20 protein-coding genes are annotated in these 19162 nt (G+C 46.9%); 18 read left to right on the top strand and 2 right to left on the bottom strand.

Features of this window, described 5'->3' with window-relative positions; translation table 11 throughout:
* Positions 1–153: 153 nt before the first annotated feature.
* From lepB to AC5YB3_RS17880, 7 genes are all read left to right on the top strand, one after another.
* The gene (lepB, locus tag AC5YB3_RS17850) at positions 154–1071 is read left to right on the top strand and encodes a signal peptidase I (protein ID WP_494525853.1); all 918 of its coding nucleotides are present in this window, start codon (positions 154–156) and stop codon (positions 1069–1071) included.
* A gap of 1 nt (position 1072) precedes the next feature.
* The gene (rnc, locus tag AC5YB3_RS17855) at positions 1073–1753 is read left to right on the top strand and encodes a ribonuclease III (RefSeq protein WP_006080779.1); all 681 of its coding nucleotides are present in this window, start codon (positions 1073–1075) and stop codon (positions 1751–1753) included.
* Positions 1750–2766, top strand: a complete 1017-nt coding sequence (gene era / locus AC5YB3_RS17860; RefSeq protein ID WP_006085067.1) for a GTPase Era — start codon at positions 1750–1752, stop codon at positions 2764–2766. Before rnc ends, era begins: the two co-directional genes overlap by 4 nt.
* 28 nt (positions 2767–2794) lie before the next feature.
* On the top strand, positions 2795–3505 hold the full coding sequence (recO, locus tag AC5YB3_RS17865; RefSeq protein ID WP_494525854.1) for a DNA repair protein RecO: 711 nt from the start codon (positions 2795–2797) through the stop codon (positions 3503–3505).
* Between the two features lie 70 nt (positions 3506–3575).
* A complete protein-coding gene (gene pdxJ, locus AC5YB3_RS17870) occupies positions 3576–4313 on the top strand; it encodes a pyridoxine 5'-phosphate synthase (RefSeq protein ID WP_494525855.1) in 738 nt (245 codons plus the stop codon).
* Complete coding sequence (gene acpS, locus AC5YB3_RS17875; RefSeq protein ID WP_494525856.1) at positions 4313–4696, top strand: holo-ACP synthase; 384 nt, start codon at positions 4313–4315, stop codon at positions 4694–4696. The genes pdxJ and acpS overlap by 1 nt, the downstream gene beginning before the upstream one ends.
* A gap of 210 nt (positions 4697–4906) precedes the next feature.
* Positions 4907–5428 carry an Mpo1 family 2-hydroxy fatty acid dioxygenase gene (locus AC5YB3_RS17880; protein WP_006080784.1) on the top strand — a complete coding sequence of 174 codons (522 nt, stop codon included), beginning with the start codon at positions 4907–4909 and terminating at the stop codon, positions 5426–5428.
* A 100-nt stretch (positions 5429–5528) separates the two neighbouring features.
* Here AC5YB3_RS17880 and AC5YB3_RS17885 read toward each other — a convergent pair whose 3' ends face one another.
* Positions 5529–6803 carry an HlyC/CorC family transporter gene (locus AC5YB3_RS17885; protein WP_006080785.1) on the bottom strand — a complete coding sequence of 425 codons (1275 nt, stop codon included), beginning with the start codon at positions 6801–6803 and terminating at the stop codon, positions 5529–5531.
* 99 nt (positions 6804–6902) lie between these two features.
* Positions 6903–7691 (bottom strand): cytochrome C assembly family protein, encoded by a 789-nt coding sequence (locus tag AC5YB3_RS17890; protein ID WP_006080786.1) that lies wholly within the window; start codon positions 7689–7691, stop codon positions 6903–6905.
* A 289-nt stretch (positions 7692–7980) separates the two neighbouring features.
* Here AC5YB3_RS17890 and ffh point away from each other — a divergent pair, with 289 nt between their 5' ends.
* From ffh to AC5YB3_RS17945, 11 genes are all read left to right on the top strand, one after another.
* Positions 7981–9354: a signal recognition particle protein gene (gene ffh, locus AC5YB3_RS17895; protein WP_006080787.1), complete on the top strand. Its 1374-nt coding sequence runs from the start codon at positions 7981–7983 to the stop codon at positions 9352–9354.
* A gap of 218 nt (positions 9355–9572) precedes the next feature.
* Positions 9573–9824 (top strand): 30S ribosomal protein S16, encoded by a 252-nt coding sequence (rpsP, locus tag AC5YB3_RS17900; RefSeq protein WP_006080788.1) that lies wholly within the window; start codon positions 9573–9575, stop codon positions 9822–9824.
* A gap of 20 nt (positions 9825–9844) precedes the next feature.
* On the top strand, positions 9845–10375 hold the full coding sequence (gene rimM / locus AC5YB3_RS17905; RefSeq protein WP_006080789.1) for a ribosome maturation factor RimM: 531 nt from the start codon (positions 9845–9847) through the stop codon (positions 10373–10375).
* 15 nt (positions 10376–10390) lie between these two features.
* Positions 10391–11137 carry a tRNA (guanosine(37)-N1)-methyltransferase TrmD gene (trmD, locus tag AC5YB3_RS17910; RefSeq protein WP_006080790.1) on the top strand — a complete coding sequence of 249 codons (747 nt, stop codon included), beginning with the start codon at positions 10391–10393 and terminating at the stop codon, positions 11135–11137.
* Positions 11138–11171: 34 nt separating this feature from the next.
* Positions 11172–11525 carry a 50S ribosomal protein L19 gene (gene rplS, locus AC5YB3_RS17915; RefSeq protein ID WP_006080791.1) on the top strand — a complete coding sequence of 118 codons (354 nt, stop codon included), beginning with the start codon at positions 11172–11174 and terminating at the stop codon, positions 11523–11525.
* Positions 11526–11785: 260 nt separating this feature from the next.
* Positions 11786–12877, top strand: coding sequence for a 3-deoxy-7-phosphoheptulonate synthase (locus AC5YB3_RS17920; RefSeq protein ID WP_006085074.1), 1092 nt, complete (start codon positions 11786–11788; stop codon positions 12875–12877).
* A gap of 27 nt (positions 12878–12904) precedes the next feature.
* Positions 12905–14044, top strand: a complete 1140-nt coding sequence (tyrA, locus tag AC5YB3_RS17925) for a bifunctional chorismate mutase/prephenate dehydrogenase (RefSeq protein ID WP_006080793.1) — start codon at positions 12905–12907, stop codon at positions 14042–14044.
* Positions 14045–14260: 216 nt separating this feature from the next.
* The gene (hcp, locus tag AC5YB3_RS17930; protein WP_494525857.1) at positions 14261–15925 is read left to right on the top strand and encodes a hydroxylamine reductase; all 1665 of its coding nucleotides are present in this window, start codon (positions 14261–14263) and stop codon (positions 15923–15925) included.
* A 130-nt stretch (positions 15926–16055) separates the two neighbouring features.
* Positions 16056–17216, top strand: coding sequence for an FAD-binding oxidoreductase (locus AC5YB3_RS17935; RefSeq protein ID WP_494525858.1), 1161 nt, complete (start codon positions 16056–16058; stop codon positions 17214–17216).
* 164 nt (positions 17217–17380) lie between these two features.
* Complete coding sequence (locus tag AC5YB3_RS17940; protein WP_006080796.1) at positions 17381–17716, top strand: hypothetical protein; 336 nt, start codon at positions 17381–17383, stop codon at positions 17714–17716.
* A 43-nt stretch (positions 17717–17759) separates the two neighbouring features.
* Positions 17760–19064 (top strand): cation:proton antiporter, encoded by a 1305-nt coding sequence (locus AC5YB3_RS17945; protein WP_071939190.1) that lies wholly within the window; start codon positions 17760–17762, stop codon positions 19062–19064.
* Positions 19065–19162: the final 98 nt, after the last annotated feature.

The raw sequence follows: 19162 nt of genomic DNA on the forward strand, positions 1-19162 counted from the left end.
ACTATTGCGCCGCTGTTTGCGGCGCTTTAGTTAGGTTATCGCATTGGTTTATCACTTTGGTTTACCAAGGTCGAATACGGTAAGTTAACTAAAGTATGATATTCGCTGAGTTAGGCACCTTTAAATGATTTTAAAGCAGGAGTTCAATAAGCAATGGCAGCGTATTTTTCCATTATTCTAGTGCTAATCACCCTGATCTCGGGACTTATTTGGTTAGTCGATGTGCTCGCATTCGCCCCTAAGCGTCGTGAGAATTTAGCGTTAGCCAAGGCCTCGCAAGCGATGTTAACCGAAGAAGCCGAGTACCAAATCATTCGTGAGTCGACCATAGTCGAAACCGCGCACTCTATTTTCCCTGTGATTGCCTTTGTGTTGATCCTGCGTTCATTCATTTATGAACCATTTCAAATCCCGTCGGGTTCTATGATGCCAACCCTCTTAGTAGGTGACTTCATTCTGGTGGAAAAATTCAGTTATGGGCTTAAAGATCCCGTATGGCGCACTAAACTGGTTGAAACCGGCGAGCCAAAACGCGGTGATGTGATCGTGTTTAAATACCCTGAAAACCCGACAATTGACTACATCAAACGTGTTGTCGGTTTACCGGGTGATAGAATTATTTACCGTAATAAGCAGTTGATGATCCAGAAGGCCTGTGGCGTTGAGCAAACAGATTGCCCAGAACCACAAGTTATCGCCCGCACTGAAATCAGTCGTGGTGATTACAGCCAAGATGGCGTGCCATTACTGCGTTACACGGAGCAACTGGGCGAAGTCGCCCACGATATTTTGATCAACCCAAGTCGTCCCGACATGCTGGGATATTTTAAGCGCGAAGGTAATTTACCCGCGGGTGAGTTTTTAGTGCCTGAAGGCCATTACTTTGCCATGGGTGATAACCGCGATAACAGCACCGATAGTCGTTTCTGGGGCTTTGTGCCAGAAGAAAACCTTGTTGGTAAAGCGGTAGCGATTTGGATTAGTTTTGAATTTGACCGCTCAAAAGCCGACTTCCTCCCAACTTGGGTACCGAGCGGCGTGCGTTTTGAGCGTGTAGGTGGAATTAAATAGCATGGAACCGATTAAAAATTTGCCACGTTTGTGTCGTACTTTAAGTTATGAGTTCAAGAATATTGAGCTGTTGACTCAAGCGCTGACCCACAGAAGTGCGGCAAATAAACACAATGAACGCTTAGAGTTTTTAGGTGATTCAATTTTATCTATTGTGATTTCTGATGCCTTATATCATCAGTTTCCGAAGGCGACCGAAGGCGATTTAAGCCGGATGCGCGCTACCTTAGTGCGCGGTGATACCTTAACGATCATCGCCCAAGAATTTAAGCTCGGCGATTATTTGTATCTCGGTCCTGGTGAATTAAAAAGTGGTGGATTTAGACGCGAGTCGATTCTTGCCGATGCGGTTGAAGCCATTATTGGCGCCGTTTACCTTGATTCCGATCTCGAAGTTTGTCGTGCATTACTGCTGAAATGGTATGCCGAGCGTTTGGCCGAAATTCAACCCGGGATCAGCCAGAAAGACGCAAAAACATTACTGCAAGAACATTTACAAGGGTTTAAAAAGCCGCTGCCTGATTACCAAGTAATCAACATAGAAGGCGATGCCCACGATCAGACATTTACCGTTGAATGTCGTATTGAAGACTTGAGCCAAAGCGTCATTGGTGTGGCGAGTTCACGCCGTAAAGCCGAGCAAATCGCGGCCGCTCAAGTATTGGAGTTACTAAAGAAATGACCAAAAAAACAGACTTGTCAGGTATCGATGCTGCAAAAGCGGCAACTGAGCCGAGTTTAGATGAATTACTGGCAAGGATGAATGCGGCCGCGCCAACGCCGTCGGCTCATTACGATGTCACTTATTGCGGCATGGTGGCGATCATTGGTCGCCCTAACGTCGGTAAATCGACGTTAATCAATCGTTTGCTTGGCCAGAAGGTGAGTATTACTTCTAAAAAGCCGCAAACGACGCGCCACCGTATCATGGGTATTCATACCGATGGTCCTAAGCAAATCGTGTTTATCGATACACCGGGTTTGCACATTGAAGAGCAGCGGGCGATTAACCGCCTGATGAACCGCGCTGCGGCCAGTTCACTTGCCGATGTCGCTATGGTCATTTTCGTGGTTGATGGCATGACGTGGACCGCTGATGATGAGATGGTGCTGAGCAAATTACGCCGTGGCGGCGAAGAGCGTCAGACGATTCTGGCGATCAACAAAGTCGACAATATCAAAGACAAAGAATCACTGTTCCCGTATTTGGAAGAAGTCGCCAAAAAATATCCTTTCGATGAAATTTTGCCGATTTCAGCCAGCAAGGGCACTAACGTCCAGCGAATTTTAGAGTTGGCAGCGGCATCGATTCCTGAGGGACCTTTCTTCTTCCCTGAAGATTATGTTACTGACCGTTCGCAACGTTTTATGGCGTCGGAAATTGTGCGTGAAAAACTGATGCGCTTCCTAGGTGATGAATTACCCTATGATGCCACGGTTGAGATCGAACAGTTTAAGATGATGGAAAATGGCGTTTATCAAATCAATGCCCTGATCCTCGTCGAGCGTGAAGGTCAAAAACGTATGGTGATCGGTAGCAAGGGCGAACGAATTCGCACTATTGCGACTCAAGCCCGCTTAGACATGGAAACCTTGTTTGATAATAAAGTCTTCCTCGAAGTGTGGGTGAAAGTGAAATCTGGTTGGGCCGATGATGAACGCGCCCTGCGTAGCTTAGGTTACGGCGACGATTAAGCATTAATTCCAGCGAGCGCGCTTACCGATGAAACGTGGCTATGTTCTGCATCATCGTCCGTATCGAGAGTCCAGTGTCTTAGTTAACCTCTTAGTTGACGGCATTGGACGGGTCGATGTGGTTGCCCGAACCGGCAGCGGTAAGCGCTCTATCAAGAGTATTCTCCAGCCCTTTCAACCGCTGATCTTCGAATTTAGCGGAAAGTCTGAATTAAAAACCTTAACCCAAGTCGAAGCCGCAGCACCCGCAGTGCCTCTTTCTGGCCAAAGTTTGTTTGCTGGCATGTATATCAATGAGTTATTGGTTCGCACTTTGTCTGTGCAGCACAGCGCCGAAGAGTTGTTCCTCATTTATCATCAAGCTTTAGTCGGCCTTGCCGCGAAGTTTTGCCAATCCCAACTGCGTTATATTGAGCTCGCCTTGCTGCGGGAATTAGGTTTTATGCCGTCGCTTAGCCGCGATACTCAGGGCGAACCACTCGTTGCTGAAGATTATTACCAGCTCGTGCCTGAGTTAGGCTTTCAATTTGTGCTCAACTCCCGTGCTCGCAACGCCTATCAAGGTGCCATGTTGACGGCGCTTAACGATAATCAACTCGCTGACGTGCATTTTTTGAGCGCTAAGTTATTGATGCGCTCCCTGTTAAAGCCATTGCTCGGGACTAAACCTTTGCTGAGTCGACAATTGTTCGTCAGCGCTGCTACGCCAACCAAGATTGATGGGAATAATTCGCCCTAGCTCCTGTTTTTTTGTGTAAGCCTAAGTACAATAAGCCGCAATATCAGCGTTCAACATTAAGGAGTTCCCGATGAGCCGTATCTTATTGGGCGTGAATATCGACCATATTGCTACTCTGCGTCAGGCGCGTGGCACCAGTTATCCTGATCCTGTGCATGCTGCCGCCGTTGCTGAGCATGCTGGCGCCGATGGCATCACTATCCATTTACGTGAAGACAGACGCCACATCATAGACCGCGATGTGTATCTGCTGGCGAAAACCTTGAAAACCCGCATGAATTTCGAATGTGCGGTGACCGAAGAAATGCTTAACATCGCCTGTGAAATTAAGCCGACTTATGTCTGTTTAGTGCCAGAAAAACGTCAAGAAGTCACTACTGAAGGCGGTTTAGATGTGGCGGGGCAGTTAGATAAAATCACTGCTGCGGTTACTCGTTTAGCCGCTGAGGGCATTCAAGTTTCCTTATTTATTGATGCCGATAAAACCCAAATCGATGCCGCTGTTGCCTCTGGCGCACCGCTTATCGAAATCCACACTGGCTGTTATGCCGATGCGAAAACGGAAGCAGAAGAAGCCACTGAGTTAGCGCGTATTAGCGAAATGGCCAAATACGCCCATGGCAAAGGTTTAGTGGTTAACGCAGGTCATGGTTTGCATTATCACAACGTGAAACCGATTGCGGCGATTCCTGAGTTATATGAACTCAATATCGGCCATGCGATTGTCGCCCGTGCCGCGATTGACGGTTTAGCGACAGCAGTGAAAGACATTAAAGTGTTAATGCTTGAAGGTCGTCGAGGCGAATAATGGCGATTGTCGGCCTAGGCACAGATATCGTCGAGATTGAGCGTATTCAGGCGCATGTGGCGCGCGCAGGCGACAAGCTCGCTAAACGTGTGCTGACCGAGGCTGAGTTGGCCATTTATACTGCCCATAGTCAGCCAAGCCGTTATCTTGCCAAGCGTTTTGCCGCCAAAGAAGCTGCAGCCAAAGCGCTCGGTACGGGCATTGGCCGCGGCGTGTCGTTTCAGCATATTCACATTGGCAACAATGAGGATGGTGCGCCAACGATTCACTTTACCGAGGGGGCGCTTACGCGCTTACTGCAGCTTAAAGCGACGGTTGGGCATATCTCTATTGCCGATGAAAAATCCTATGCGATTGCGACGGTAATCATAGAGTCTCAATAAACCCGAGTTGGTGTTTGTCGTCTATCAAAAAGGAACCTTAGGGTTCCTTTTTTTCATTTCTGGATGGGTATCAAAATAAGTACCAAACAAGCAAATGCAACAATTTATTTACTTTTGCTGTTCAGCTTAATTGTTTTGCGCTAGTTTATGGCTTGCGCGTCGCTCAATTTGGCGCAGGTAAAAGCAGGGGCAAATGAAGAGGAACCCGACATGAAATCCGCCGCAGAGCAGTTATCGACCTACAAAAGTGTGCATTTAAATCATCGTAATATTCAGACCCATTTTATTGGTATCCCACTGATTATTTGGTCTGCTTTCCTGTTGCTGGCCACTGTACGTATTCCGCTGGGCAGTCTGGGCGAGACCAGTTTAGCCTTGATTGTCGGCGTGTTAGTGTCGGCCTACTATGTCCGTTTACACTTAAGGCTCTCAATGGGGCTGATCTTATTTATGGTTCCTGTACTACTCACAACTGAATGGGCGGCGCATATTGCCGGTGCCACTTGGCTTGCCCTCGGGGTATTTGTGGTGGGCTGGGTGTTCCAGTTAATTGGCCATAAATATGAAAAAGCCAAGCCTGCCTTTGTAGATGATTTGAATCAGTTATTAATTGGGCCATTCTTCTTGATGGCGGAAGTGTATTTTATGTTGGGCCTAGAAAAGGCGCTCAATGCCCAGATAACGCCGATGGCGATTGAAAAGCGCCGCGCACTTGAGGCGAAAAAGATTTAACTCGTTACATCACTTGGGAAAAGTATTGCTCGGGGGAGCAGTCGGCCGAACGACATATTAGTATGTGGTTCGGCCGATTTTTTATGGGGAAAATCGAAAGCTAAGCTCTAGGCGGGTGATAATGCAGCGGTATGATACGCACGGTTTTAATCATATTTTCTGCCACATCGATAATCTCTAAGGGATAACCGGCTAAACGTAAACTCGTGTTAGCTGAGGGGATTTCCTCTAGGTATTCTAGGATCAGACCGTTTAGGGTTTTAGGGCCGTCGGTCGGGAAGTTCCACTTCATTTCTTTATTCAAATCGCGAATGGTAATGCTGGCATCGACTAAGTAACTGCCATCTTGCTGCACTTTGATATCTTCACTCGGCGTGGTTAACATTGAAGTGGTAAAGTCGCCGACAATCTCTTCGAGAATATCTTCGAGCGTCACCAGACCTTGAATGTCACCATATTCATCAACTACTAAGCCGATACGCTCTTTGTTCTGTTGGAAGTTAGCCAGCTGCACATTGAGCGGAGTACCTTCTGGCACAAAGTAGAGTTCTTTCACTGCGCGCAGCAGGGATGACTTGCTGAATTGCTCTTTAGATTGTAATCGCAGGGCATCGCGTAAATGAATAAAGCCCACCGCATCGTCAACTGTGTCGCGATACACTAACACTCGGGTGTGTGGACTTTGGATGACCTGCCGATTGATGACCTTAAACTCGTCATTGACGTTAATCCCGTAGATATCTGAGCGCGGCACCATAATGTCTTCAACGGTGACTTTCTCTAAATCTAGGATAGATAACAGCATTTCTTGGTGACGTTGGGGGATAAGAGCCCCAGCTTCATGTACGACAGTGCGCAACTCTTCTTGGCTCAACGCATCGCTACTATTGACGGTTTTAATTCCCATCAAACGTAAAAAGCCTGACGTGATGAGGTTAACGCCTTTTACGAAGGGCGCTAATAGGATCAACAACCATCGCAGCAGTATGCTGGAGGGGAAGGCGATACGTTCGGGATTTAGTGCGGCGATGGTTTTGGGGGTGACTTCAGCAAATACCAATACAACGAGTGTCAGCACACCGGTAGCGATGGCGACACCTAAGTCCCCCCAGAGACGCATACCAATAATAGTGGCGATGGCCGATGCTAAAATATTGACTAAGTTATTGCCGATTAAGATTAAGCCAATCAAACGGTCTGGACGCTCAAGCAACTTCAGAGCTCTAATCGCCCCTTTATGGCCATTGCTGGCTAAGTGGCGTAGACGGTAACGGTTGAGTGTCATCATGGCGGTTTCTGAGCCTGAGAAATAGGCAGAGAATAGGATAAGCACTAGTAAAACGATCAGGAGTGCGCTTGTCGATATAGCGTCCAAAAAAGGCTCCAATATGGCCAGTAAACTTAAGTAAATACCGACATTTAAAAAAAGTGTCAAGTCGGCAGCGGCATTAACTGCCTTTGCCGACTTAAATGTTTAGTTGAGGATTAACTCTTTGACAATGCGCGCGCCAAAATAAGCGAGCGAAAGTAAGGTGGCGCCAGTCAAAGTGTAAATGACTGCGGTACGAATTTTACAGCCGACCCAATACTGTTGCCACAACATAGTAATGTATACAAACCAAGCCATTATCGACAGGATTGCCTTATGACCTTTGCCATCTGCAAACATGTCTTCAAGGAAGATAAAGCCGGTTGCGAGTGACAAACTGAGCAAGATAACGCCGATAATCACTAAATGATAAAGTTGTTTCTCAACTGTCATAAGTGGCGGAATGCCTGGGCTCAGCATAAATTGTTTTTTCTTCAGCTTATTTTGGATCATCGCCAGTTGTATCGCATACAGGGCGGCAATCATCAGGGCACTGTAGGCCATGAGTGACAATACGACGTGGGCTAATACTTCAGGATAAAGCTCAAAATGCGTGATGAACTTAGGCGGCAATAACCAGAGTAGGGCGACCGAGAGTACAGAGCAGGCGTAAACCACGGGTACTACAACAATCACCTTCAGCCTGAACATCAACACAGTAAAAGTAAAGGCGATAATCCAGTTCACTAAGGAAATCACGTTCGTCAGGCTAAAGTTTTGCCCATCAGTGGTGAAAATCACTTGGGATAATGCAGCAGCATGCAGAATGACCGCAATGGCTGCAATGCCTGCGACGGCGCGGCGATTCGGACCGTCGGGGTGGAACAATCGACTCGTCACTAGTACCAATGCAATGCAATAAAAAAACATGGCTGAGGCAGAAAAGATGACCATGGGTAATTAACCTATTTGTGTAGTTAAAGGTGCCTTATAAACGGGGCATACAGATCAATATTTTCCCTAGAATAACATGAGCTGTCGGCAAATGGGCAGTGACATGAGTTGCAAAATTTAGCAGATTCTTATTGTTAGGGTTAAATAGTGTGTTAACGACAATAAAACATGACTCAGCGCAAGTAAAACACTTAACCACAATCAAGATGGGTGCAGCAGTAGCATAATGCGCATGCATCGTTATAATACAGCCCATCAATCGAGATTCTTAAAGGTATAGAACAGGACGATGTTTGAGAACCTAACCGACAGACTGTCACGCACACTGAAAAATATCAGTGGCCGTGGTCGCTTAACTGAAGAAAACGTTAAGGAAACCCTGCGCGAAGTGCGTATGGCACTGCTGGAGGCCGATGTTGCCCTGCCTGTGGTGCGCGAATTCGTTAATAATGTAAAAGAACGTGCCGTTGGCCAAGAAGTCTCTAAAAGCTTAAGCCCTGGTCAAGCCTTCATTAAGATAGTTCAAAGTGAACTTGAAAAATCCATGGGCGAGGCGAATGAAGCCTTAGATTTAGCCACTCAGCCGCCAGCCGTGATCATGATGGCGGGTCTGCAAGGTGCGGGTAAAACCACCAGTGTGGCCAAACTGGGTAAATTTTTACGCGAACGCCATAAAAAATCGGTATTGGTGGTCAGTGCCGACGTTTACCGCCCAGCGGCGATTAAACAGCTTGAGACGTTAGCGCAAGAAGTGGCGGTGGAGTTTTTCCCATCGGACGTCAGCCAGAAGCCAATCGACATTGCGAAAGCGGCGATTGCCCACGCTAAATTAAAGTTCATCGATGTGGTGATCCTCGATACCGCGGGTCGTCTGCACGTCGACGAAGCCATGATGGACGAGATCAAAGGCTTACACGCTGCGGTCAAGCCTATCGAGACCTTGTTCGTTGTTGATGCTATGACAGGTCAAGATGCGGCGAACACGGCTAAGGCGTTTAACGAAGCTTTACCACTGACAGGGGTTATCTTAACCAAAGTCGATGGTGATGCCCGCGGTGGTGCGGCGTTATCGATTCGCCATATTACCGGCAAGCCGATTAAATTCCTCGGTGTCGGTGAAAAGACCGATGCGTTAGAACCGTTCCATCCCGATCGTATTGCCTCGCGTATTTTGGGCATGGGCGATGTGTTATCGCTGATCGAAGAAGTTGAGCGCGGCGTCGATAAAGAAAAGGCCATGAAACTGGCTTCGAAAGTGAAGCAGGGTGGCAGTTTTGATTTAGAAGATTTCCGTGAGCAGTTACAGCAAATGAAAAACATGGGCGGCATGATGAATATGCTGGAAAAACTGCCCGGTGTAGGTCAATTGCCCCCAGAAGCCTTAGCGCAAATCCAAGACGGCAAGATGACAGGCCAAATGGAAGCCATCATTAATTCGATGACGTCCAAAGAGCGTAAGAACCCTGATTTAATCAAGGGCTCACGCAAGCGTCGTATTGCTGCGGGTTCTGGCACGCAAATCCAAGACGTAAACCGTTTATTGAAACAGTTTACGCAAATGCAAAAGATGATGAAAAAAATGTCTGCTAAGGGCGGCATGCAAAAAATGATGCGCGGAATGCGTGGCATGATGCCGCCTGGAATGAAATTTCCAGGCCGTTAATCGGACATTTTCAGTTAAACCTAGCACTTTATCAGTCGGTTGACTCTGGTAACAATGAACCGCTAACGAAGGACGCAGGCGTAATAATCGCCATCTTTGGTTGCATTAGTTGGAAACTCAGGTAAAATCTTCCGGCTTTCTATCTGGGACTCTTCGCGAACACGGGGTTCCAGTTTTTATTTTTGCTTCAAAGCAAATCATTAGAGGATTGAAAACGCATGGTTACCATTCGTTTAGCTCGTGGCGGCGCAAAAAAGCGTCCATTTTACAACATCGTTGTTGCTGATAGCCGTAACGCTCGTGACGGTCGTTTCATTGAGCGTGTAGGTTTCTTCAACCCATTGGCCCGTGGCCAAGAAGAAACATTACGTTTAGACCTAGCTCGCGTTGAGCACTGGGTTTCTAACGGTGCAGCTGCTACAGAACGCGTAGCAAAATTGATCAAAGACGCTCGTAAAGCAACTGCTTAATAGCGTTAAGGTATAGATTGATGAGCAGTAACCAACAGCCAGTCGTACTGGGGAAATTAGGCTCCTGTCATGGCATTAAAGGTTGGCTGAAAATCACCGCCTATACCGATTCTGTTGAAGGTATCTTTGACTATTCACCTTGGCTTATTAAAGAAAATGGTGAATGGCGCGAAATAAAGGTCACCCAGTGGCGTTATCAAGGCAAGGCCGTTGTTGCCTTACTTGATGGCGTAGAAACACGGGAGCAAGCGCAAATGCTCACAAATTGTGAGATTGCGATTTTGCCGGAACAGATGAACGATTTGCCAGCAGATGAATTCTACTGGCGTGATCTCATCGGTTGCGAAGTGGTCAATACAACAGGCTATAACATGGGGATTGTCGATCAGATCGTGGAAACAGGATCGAACGACGTATTACTCGTTAAAGCTAACGCTAAAGATAGTTTCGGCAAAGTGGAACGTATGATCCCCTTTGTCCCTGAGCAGTTCATCAAAACGGTGGACCTGCAAGGTAAACAGATTTTAGTGGATTGGGATCCTGACTTCTAAGTCGAGGTACAACAGATGTGGTTAGGGGTAATAACCCTGTTCCCAGAGATGTTCCGTGCCGTGACAGACTTTGGTGTTACGGGTCGAGCCGTGAAAAACGGCCTGCTCGAGTTGCACACGTGGAATCCCCGTGATTTCACCCATGATAGACACAATACGGTAGATGACAGGCCTTACGGCGGTGGTCCCGGAATGTTGATGATGGTGCAACCCTTGCGCGATGCCATCCATGCAGCGAAAGCCGCAGCGGGTGAAGGTGCGAAGGTGATTTACTTGTCACCTCAAGGACGCAAGCTGGATCAGCAAGGCGTCACTGAGTTGGCTCAATCATCACGTTTGATTTTGGTCTGTGGTCGATACGAAGGTATTGATGAACGCATCATTCAAACGGAAGTGGATGAAGAGTGGTCGATAGGGGATTACGTGCTTTCGGGCGGCGAATTACCGGCGATGACCCTGATAGATTCAGTATCGAGATTGGTTCCTGGCGTGCTAGGAAAACAAGCTTCGGCGGAGCAAGATTCTTTCTCCGACGGTTTACTGGATTGTCCACATTACACTCGCCCTGAAAGCCTTGATGGTGTTGACGTACCGGCAGTGCTGCTAAGTGGCAACCACGAACAAATTAGACTCTGGCGTTTACAGCAAAGCCTTGGTAGGACTTTACTGAGACGGCCAGAATTATTGCAAAATCTAGCTCTGACTGACGAACAAACGACTCTATTAGCGCAGTTCGTTGAAGCAATGAACAAGCATGCTTAGTCGTAGCTCAGTTAATTCTAGAACGGAGTAAGTTATGAACAACATCATTAAAATGCTCAACGATGAGCAAATGAAACAAGACGTACCTGCGTTTGGTGCTGGTGATACAGTAGTAGTTCAGGTTCGTGTTAAAGAAGGCGATAAAGAGCGTTTACAGGCTTTTGAAGGCGTTGTAATTGCTAAGCGTAACCGTGGTCTGCACTCTGCATTCACAGTACGTAAAATCTCTAATGGCGAAGGTGTTGAGCGTGCTTTCCAAACGCACAGCCCACTGATCGCTAGCATTGAAGTTAAGCGTCGTGGTCGCGTTCGTCGCGCCAAACTGTACTATCTGCGTGATCGTTCAGGTAAATCTGCACGTATCCGTGAGAAGCTGGCAACTAAGTAATAGTTACCGCTACAGAAAACAAGACGTAGTGTTCGCACAGAAAACCGCCCTAGTGGCGGTTTTTTGTTGCTGTTTTTTGAGTATTTATACTTGATCTAAATAGAATGAACAGGCATAGTGGTCGCCTGATTGTAATGGTGTAGCATTACAAAAGTACATTGCGATGGATTTACGCTATTTTTCTTCCGAAATGAATGCCCAAGCTGACTTGAAGTCCTGCTTCGATAACTGGGTTAAACACTAAGTCTTAGGTGGTAAGCATGCAACAAGATACGATTAACAACGTACACATCAGTTCAGAGAAAGTTTTAATCACGCCGCAAGAGCTTAAAAATGCCTTGCCACTTTCTGAGCATGCTTATCGTTATATCCTCAATGCCCGCAAAACCGTGGCTGATATTGTCCATAAGCGCGACAATCGAGTATTGATCGTCACCGGGCCTTGCTCCATCCATGATATCGCCGCCGCTAAGGAATACGCTTTAAGGCTTAAAACCCTGCACGATGAACTCAGTGATGAGTTTTACATCTTAATGCGAGTGTACTTTGAAAAGCCGCGTACCACGGTAGGTTGGAAAGGCATGATCAACGATCCCGATATGGATGAATCCTTCGATGTCGAAAAAGGTCTGAAAATGGCCCGTGAGCTGATGATTTGGTTGGCCGAATTAGGGCTGCCAGTCGCCACTGAAGCGCTTGATCCTATCAGCCCTCAGTACATTTCTGAGCTAGTGACTTGGTCGGCCATCGGTGCCCGCACCACTGAATCGCAAACCCATAGGGAAATGGCATCGGGTCTTTCTATGCCGGTGGGCTTTAAAAATGGCACCGACGGTAAGCTCGATGTGGCGATTAATGCGCTAAAATCGGCGGCCAGCAGTCACAGATTTATGGGCATTAACCAACAGGGCCAAGTCGCCTTATTACAAACTGCGGGCAATCCCGATGGTCATGTGATTTTACGTGGCGGTGCAACACCCAACTACGATGCCGCAAGCGTGGCTGAATGTGAGGCGCAGCTGCACAAAGCCAAACTCAATGCACGTTTGATCATCGATTGCAGCCATGGCAATTCATCCAAAGACTACAGCCGCCAAAAGCCTGTGTGTGAAGATGTGTTCGAGCAGATTTATAACGGCAATAAATCGATCATCGGCGTCATGCTAGAGAGCCATTTAAATGAAGGCAATCAAAGCTGTGATAAGCCATTAAGCGAGTTAGCTTATGGTGTATCTGTGACAGATTCCTGTATTAACTGGGAAAAAACAGAAACTATTTTACGTGACGGCGCGGTGAAGTTATCTTCAATACTCCCGGCACGCTTCGATATGCTTAAAGTAGCTAACGCTTAAATTGGCTACAGCTTAATGGACTCAGGTATGAATGAAAAAACAACGGCCGAATTAGAACATCTTCGCGGCCTGATTGATGGTGTCGATCAGCAATTACTGCATTTACTGCGTAAGCGCTTGGATCTCGTGGCGCAAGTGGGCACAGTGAAACACGGCGCCGGTTTACCGATTTATGCACCGCAGCGTGAAGCCGCCATGCTCGCTAAACGCCGCGAAGAAGCGAAAAACATGGGGATTGCGCCGCAATTAATTGAAGATATTTTACGTCGTCTGATGCGCGAGTCTTATCTCAATGAAAAAGATGTAGGCTTTAAGCAAGTTAAAAAAGATCTCGGCTCAGTGGTGATTGTCGGCGGTAAAGGGCAACTCGGTGGACTGTTTTCACAAATGCTGACCTTATCTGGCTACCAAGTGAATCTGCTAGATAAAGATGATTGGCAGCAAGCAGATAGCCTATTTACCGATGCGGGCATGGTGTTAGTGACTGTGCCTATTGCGATTACTTGCGAGCTTATTCGCGAAAAGCTGACCCAATTACCAGCCGACTGCATTCTGGCGGATTTGACCTCCATCAAGACAGAGCCGGTTAAAGCCATGCTTGAGGCGCATTCTGGTCCTGTCGTCGGTTTCCATCCTATGTTTGGTCCCGATGTGGGCAGTTTGGCGAAACAAGTTGTGGTGGTGTGCCACGGCCGCTCGCCGGAGAAATACCAATGGTTGCTTGAGCAGATCGCCATTTGGGGCGCGCGGATTGTCGAAGCAGAGCCCGAACGTCACGACAGTGCAATGCAGTTAGTGCAGGCGATGCGCCACTTCTCGACCTTTGTGTATGGTTTGAATCTGTGCAAGGAAGAAGCAGATATTGATACTTTACTGCAATTTAGCTCGCCGATTTACCGCTTAGAATTGGCTATGGTAGGGCGCCTATTCGCCCAAAGCCCAGAGCTTTACGCCGATATTATTTTTGCCCAGCAAGATAGCCAGCATGCTATTGGTGATTACTTAGACAACTACCGTGAAGCGTTAGAGCTGCTAAAACGCGGCGACAGGAACGAGTTTATTAAGCAGTTCCAAAGCGTCGCTAAATGGTTTGGGGATTTTGCCCCTCAATTCCAGCGCGAAAGCCGTATTATGCTGCAATCGGTCAATGATATGAAAACCAATTAATAAAGAGTAAGTTACTCTTAAAAACGCCCATCATTGACGGGCGTTTTTTTATGGATTTTTGGCAGGTTTTATAGCCTTTATTAGTGATTGCTAAAGGTGATCGTTCTCTAACATTTAGCATCCAATTCTAGAAATGACTGTCGCTTATGGCGTGTTTAGGTAGACTAGTTTTAAACATGCAAAAATAAAGCATGAATTTAAATTAGGAGTCTATCCATGTTCTGTATTCAATGTGAGCAAACCATTCGTACACCCGCTGGCAATGGTTGTAGTTATTCCCAAGGTATGTGTGGCAAGTTGGCGGCAACGTCAGATCTGCAAGACTTGCTGATCTATATGCTGCAAGGCGTGTCTGTTTATGCCGTTAAAGCCCGCGAGCAAGGCATTATCGATGCTGAAATTGACAGCTTCGTGCCTAAAGCCTTTTTCTCTACCCTTACCAACGTCAACTTTGATGACGAGCGCATTATGGCCTATGCGCAGCGGGCGGCTAAGTATCGAACTCAGCTAAAGGCATCCTACGAAGCGGCTTGTGAACAAACAGGCATTGTTGCTGAGCAAGTGCCGCAAGTCGCTCAGTTAGTGCTGGGGACCAGTAAGGTTGAAATGCTAGCGCAGGCACCGATTGCGCTGCTGAATAAAGATAAGCATGACGTTCATGAGGACATCATGGGGTTAAGACTATTGTGTTTATATGGCCTTAAAGGTGCTGCTGCGTATATGGAGCATGCCCGCGTGTTGGGGCAGACTGATGCCGATGTAGCAGGGCGCTTCCATGAAATCATGTCTTTCTTAGGTGAGCCGAGTGTCGATGGCGATAAACTATTTACCACGGCGATGGATATTGGTCAGTTGAACTACCGCATTATGGCGATGCTTGATGCGGGTGAAACTCAGGCCTTTGGTCACCCTGAACCTACAGTGGTCAATACTAAGTCAGTTAAGGGCAAGGCAATCCTGGTCTCTGGTCATGATATGAAGGATTTAGAGCTTATCCTTGAGCAGACCGTCGGTAAGGGTATTAATGTGTTTACCCACGGCGAAATGTTGCCCGCACTGGCGTATCCTGCCTTTAAAAAATACCCGCACCTTGTCGGAAATTACGGCAGTGCTTGGCAGAATCAGCAGCAAGAGTTTGCCAATTTCCCCGGTGCTGTGGTGATGACGTCCAACTGCATTATCGACCCCAATGTGGGCAGTTATAGCGATCGTATTTTTACCCGCAGCATTGTTGGTTGGCCTGGTGTGGTGCATATCGAAGGCGATGATTTCTCTGCTGTGATTGATAAGGCGTTAGCACTAGAAGGTTTTATCTATGATGAAATCCCCCACACTATCACGATTGGTTTTGCCCGCAATGCGTTGATGGCGGCAGCGCCAGCAGTGGTTGAAAATGTAAAAAGTGGCGCGATTAAACACTTCTTCCTCGTTGGCGGCTGCGATGGTGACAAGGCCGACAGAAGCTACTTTACTGAACTTGCGAAATCGACGCCGAAGGATTCATTAATCCTGACCTTAGGCTGCGGTAAGTACAAATTCAATAAGCTCGAATTTGGTGACATTAACGGTATTCCACGTTTACTCGATGTGGGCCAGTGTAACGATGCCTATTCTGCGATTCAGTTAGCGATTGCACTAGCTGAAGTATTCGAATGCGATATCAATGAATTACCTTTGAGTTTAGTGCTTTCTTGGTTCGAACAAAAAGCCATTGTGGTGTTGCTGACGTTGTTATCACTCGGCGTGAAAAATATTCGCACTGGCCCAACACCACCTGCATTTTTAACCGCTAATCTAGCCAAAATTTTGGAAGAAAAGTTTGGCTTACGCAATACCACCACAGTTGAGGCCGATTTAAAGACCATGTTGAACGTGGCGTAAATCAGTCGGTGCTCATTGATGAAATCAGCTGAAAATAGCGATTTAAATCAGCAATGAGTCGTTGTTTAACTGCGGTTTTCTTTCGGTTTTGCCGAGGGTTAAACCGCAGTGTATTGCAGGTAAGAATGCTATGAGTGCGATAAATTTGAGTGTGATGGCAGAGGCAATATCAGCTTTACCCCATAAACCTGAGAGTGTTAGTCCATTGGTGCACGCCGAGCCAGCGCTTAGCGAACTGGTGTGCGTCGAACGTTGGAATGAAACCGTCGATGTGGTGAGTTTTCGTTTTCAAGCGGGCGAGCCGATGAAGTTTGACTATAAACCCGGCCAGTTTATTACCTTTGTGCTCGAGATTAACGGCGAGCAAGTGTGCCGCAGTTATACCTTGTCCTCATCACCATCGAGACCCTATTCCTTGATGGTGACGATTAAGCGTGTGGCGGGTGGACTGGTGTCTAATTATCTTATTGACCACTTGCAGCCAGGCCAGCGTGTGCGAGTGCTGCCACCTATGGGGCAATTTAACTTAGTTGATATCCCTGCGCAGAAATACTTGTTTTTGAGTGCCGGTTGCGGCATTACGCCCATGTATTCGATGTCGCGTTATCTAACTGACACTCAAATTGATGCCGATATTGCCTTTGTGCACAGTGCGCGTTCAGACGCTGATATCATTTTTAAATCGTCATTGGAGACTATGGCGAACCGCTTTAATGCATTTCAGCTCAGCTATGCGCTGGAGTCGGCGGCAGCATCACCTTTATTCTACCCAAAGATAAGTTTTGATATAGGGCGATTAACTGCACAGATGCTGCAAACTTTAGTGCCTGATGTTGCTGAGCGAACGGTTTATCTCTGCGGGCCCGAGCCTTATATGCAGGCGGTAAAAGCGTTATTGGCCGAACTCAACTTTGATATGAGTCGGTTGCACCATGAGAGTTTTGCCACGGCCGAGAAAGCCGCCCGTAATCAGCTCATGCAAGCAAAGTCATCTGAAACAGATGAAAATCCGCAAGCAGGGGCTTTTACTTTGCCTATTTTTAACTTAGCAATTGGCGATCGCAGCACAAGGCTAATGCAAGGGCAGAGTCTACTTGAGGGAATAGAGTCTGAAGGATTACCGATTATTGCTGCCTGTCGTTCGGGCGTGTGCGGCGCCTGTAAATGCCAAGTATTGGAGGGCGAAACCGTATCGACGAGTGTGATGACCCTCAGCGCCGCGGAAATTGACGCGGGTTTTGTGCTCGCGTGCTCTACAACGCTAACATCCGATGTGACACTTAAACTTTAGCGCGCTGCTGATTAGTGACAGTTACACAGGGCTTATCAGGCTTATTCTTAAATGGATGGAAATATTTCTAATCCTTAGTTGCGCTTATCTCAGTGAGAACGTAAGGTTAATGACAGGGCGTATGATGTTTGCGCCCAGTCCATTAGTCTGGCTGGAGTCTCTCAATGACAATGACAACCACTTATGCCGCAAAAATTGAAGACCGTTCTCTGGGGCATTTGTTGTACGCCTTGATGTCGGGCTTTCCCTTATTATTACTTCCCGTGCTGCTAAGTTTGTTCATTAATGTTTCCCAACGTCAATCCCATGGTAATCCATTATTGGCGTCGCATTTGCGTTGGCAACGGCATTCCAATGTCGCCTTTCTTGGCTTGTTAGTGCTCGGCTATTGCGTGCCGTTAACTTGGCTCAGTCTTTCGATTTATCTTTTTGGGATCATTTGGTTTTGCCACAGGATCATTAAAGGGTGGTTAAGTCTATTGGATGGTTTAGAAATCTAAACTTGTGCTAGAGTCTCTAAATTGATGATATTTAGAGGCTCTTATGTCCAGTTACCAAATTCTGTGTATCCTCTGCGCCTTGGCGTTAGTCACTTCGGTTGTCTCTTCACGCGTCCATAAATTGCAGGAAACTGTGGCCATTACGGCTATCGCCTTAGGTATGAGTTTGTTATTGCTCCTAGGGGGAAAGGCCTTAGGCGGACATGTTTATCTGTATTTTGTATCAGGCTTAGAGAAGCTCGATTTTCAAGCCTTGCTGCTCAATGGCATGTTAGGTTTTTTACTCTTTGCGGGCGCATTGCAGATCCGTTTAAAAATACTGAGGCATCAGAAGTGGGAGATTTTAATCCTTGCCTTTGTCAGCACTTTATTATCGACATTTATCATAGGAGGACTGTTATTTTGGGTCGCACCTATGTTGGGTCTACCGCTACAACTCAGCCACTGCTTGCTGTTTGGCGCCTTGATTTCGCCAACCGACCCCATCGCCGTTTTGGCTATTTTAAAGAAAATGGGCGCACCGGAAGATATTGCTATCCAAGTGGAAGGTGAATCTTTATTTAACGATGGCATAGGGTTAGTGATTTTTGTGGCAATATCGCAATTAGCCTTCTCCACTGAACCGCTGACGTTTATCCATATCTCTGAGTTATTTATTCGTGAGGCGTTAGGCGGGGTTATTTATGGTGGCGTTCTTGGTTTTCTGCTGCATCATTTTTTCCGCTATTGCGAGGAAGAAACGCAATTGATGTTGGTCACTTTGCTGATCCCAACCGCGGGATACGTGATGGCGGAAGTGTTTGGGGTTTCTGGGCCTTTAGCTATGGTGAGTGCAGGTATCATCATAGGTAATTTCAGTGTGCCTAAGTTTTTTGCCCGCCACGAGCGAGTGAAACTACTGACATTTTGGTCGCTGATTGAATCTTTCTTCAATGCATTACTTTTCCTACTACTCGGCTTACTGCTTTTGTTAGTCACTTTTAAAGCACCATTGTGGTGGTTTATGTTTGTGGCTATTCCATTGGTGTTATTGGCGCGTGCCGTGAGTGTGTTATTGCCTTATTTGGGCTTTAGGTTGTTTAAGTCTTACAACCCCTATGCAGAGACGATTCTGATTTGGGGTGGTTTAAGGGGAGGATTAGCACTCGCGATGGCGATGAGTTTACCTGAGGGGATTGTCATCGATGCTATTGGTGGTGTGGAGCTGCGGGAATTGTTGTTAGTGATGACCTATGCCGTCGTCGTATTTTCGATTCTAGTGCAGGGCTCTACTATGACAGGGCTTATCCGCAGGAGTAATGCGGTTACCGAACCATCGAGGGCTGTCGGCTCTTCTGAAAATGCATAAAGGATGATTGGGCAGCGATAGTAAACAATATTAAGCCTGCTAGTCATCACGCTGACTTGCAGGCTTATTTCAGTCAATCAGGGATAAAAGAAGTCTCA

This window comes from Shewanella sp. 1311, assembly GCF_059338235.1.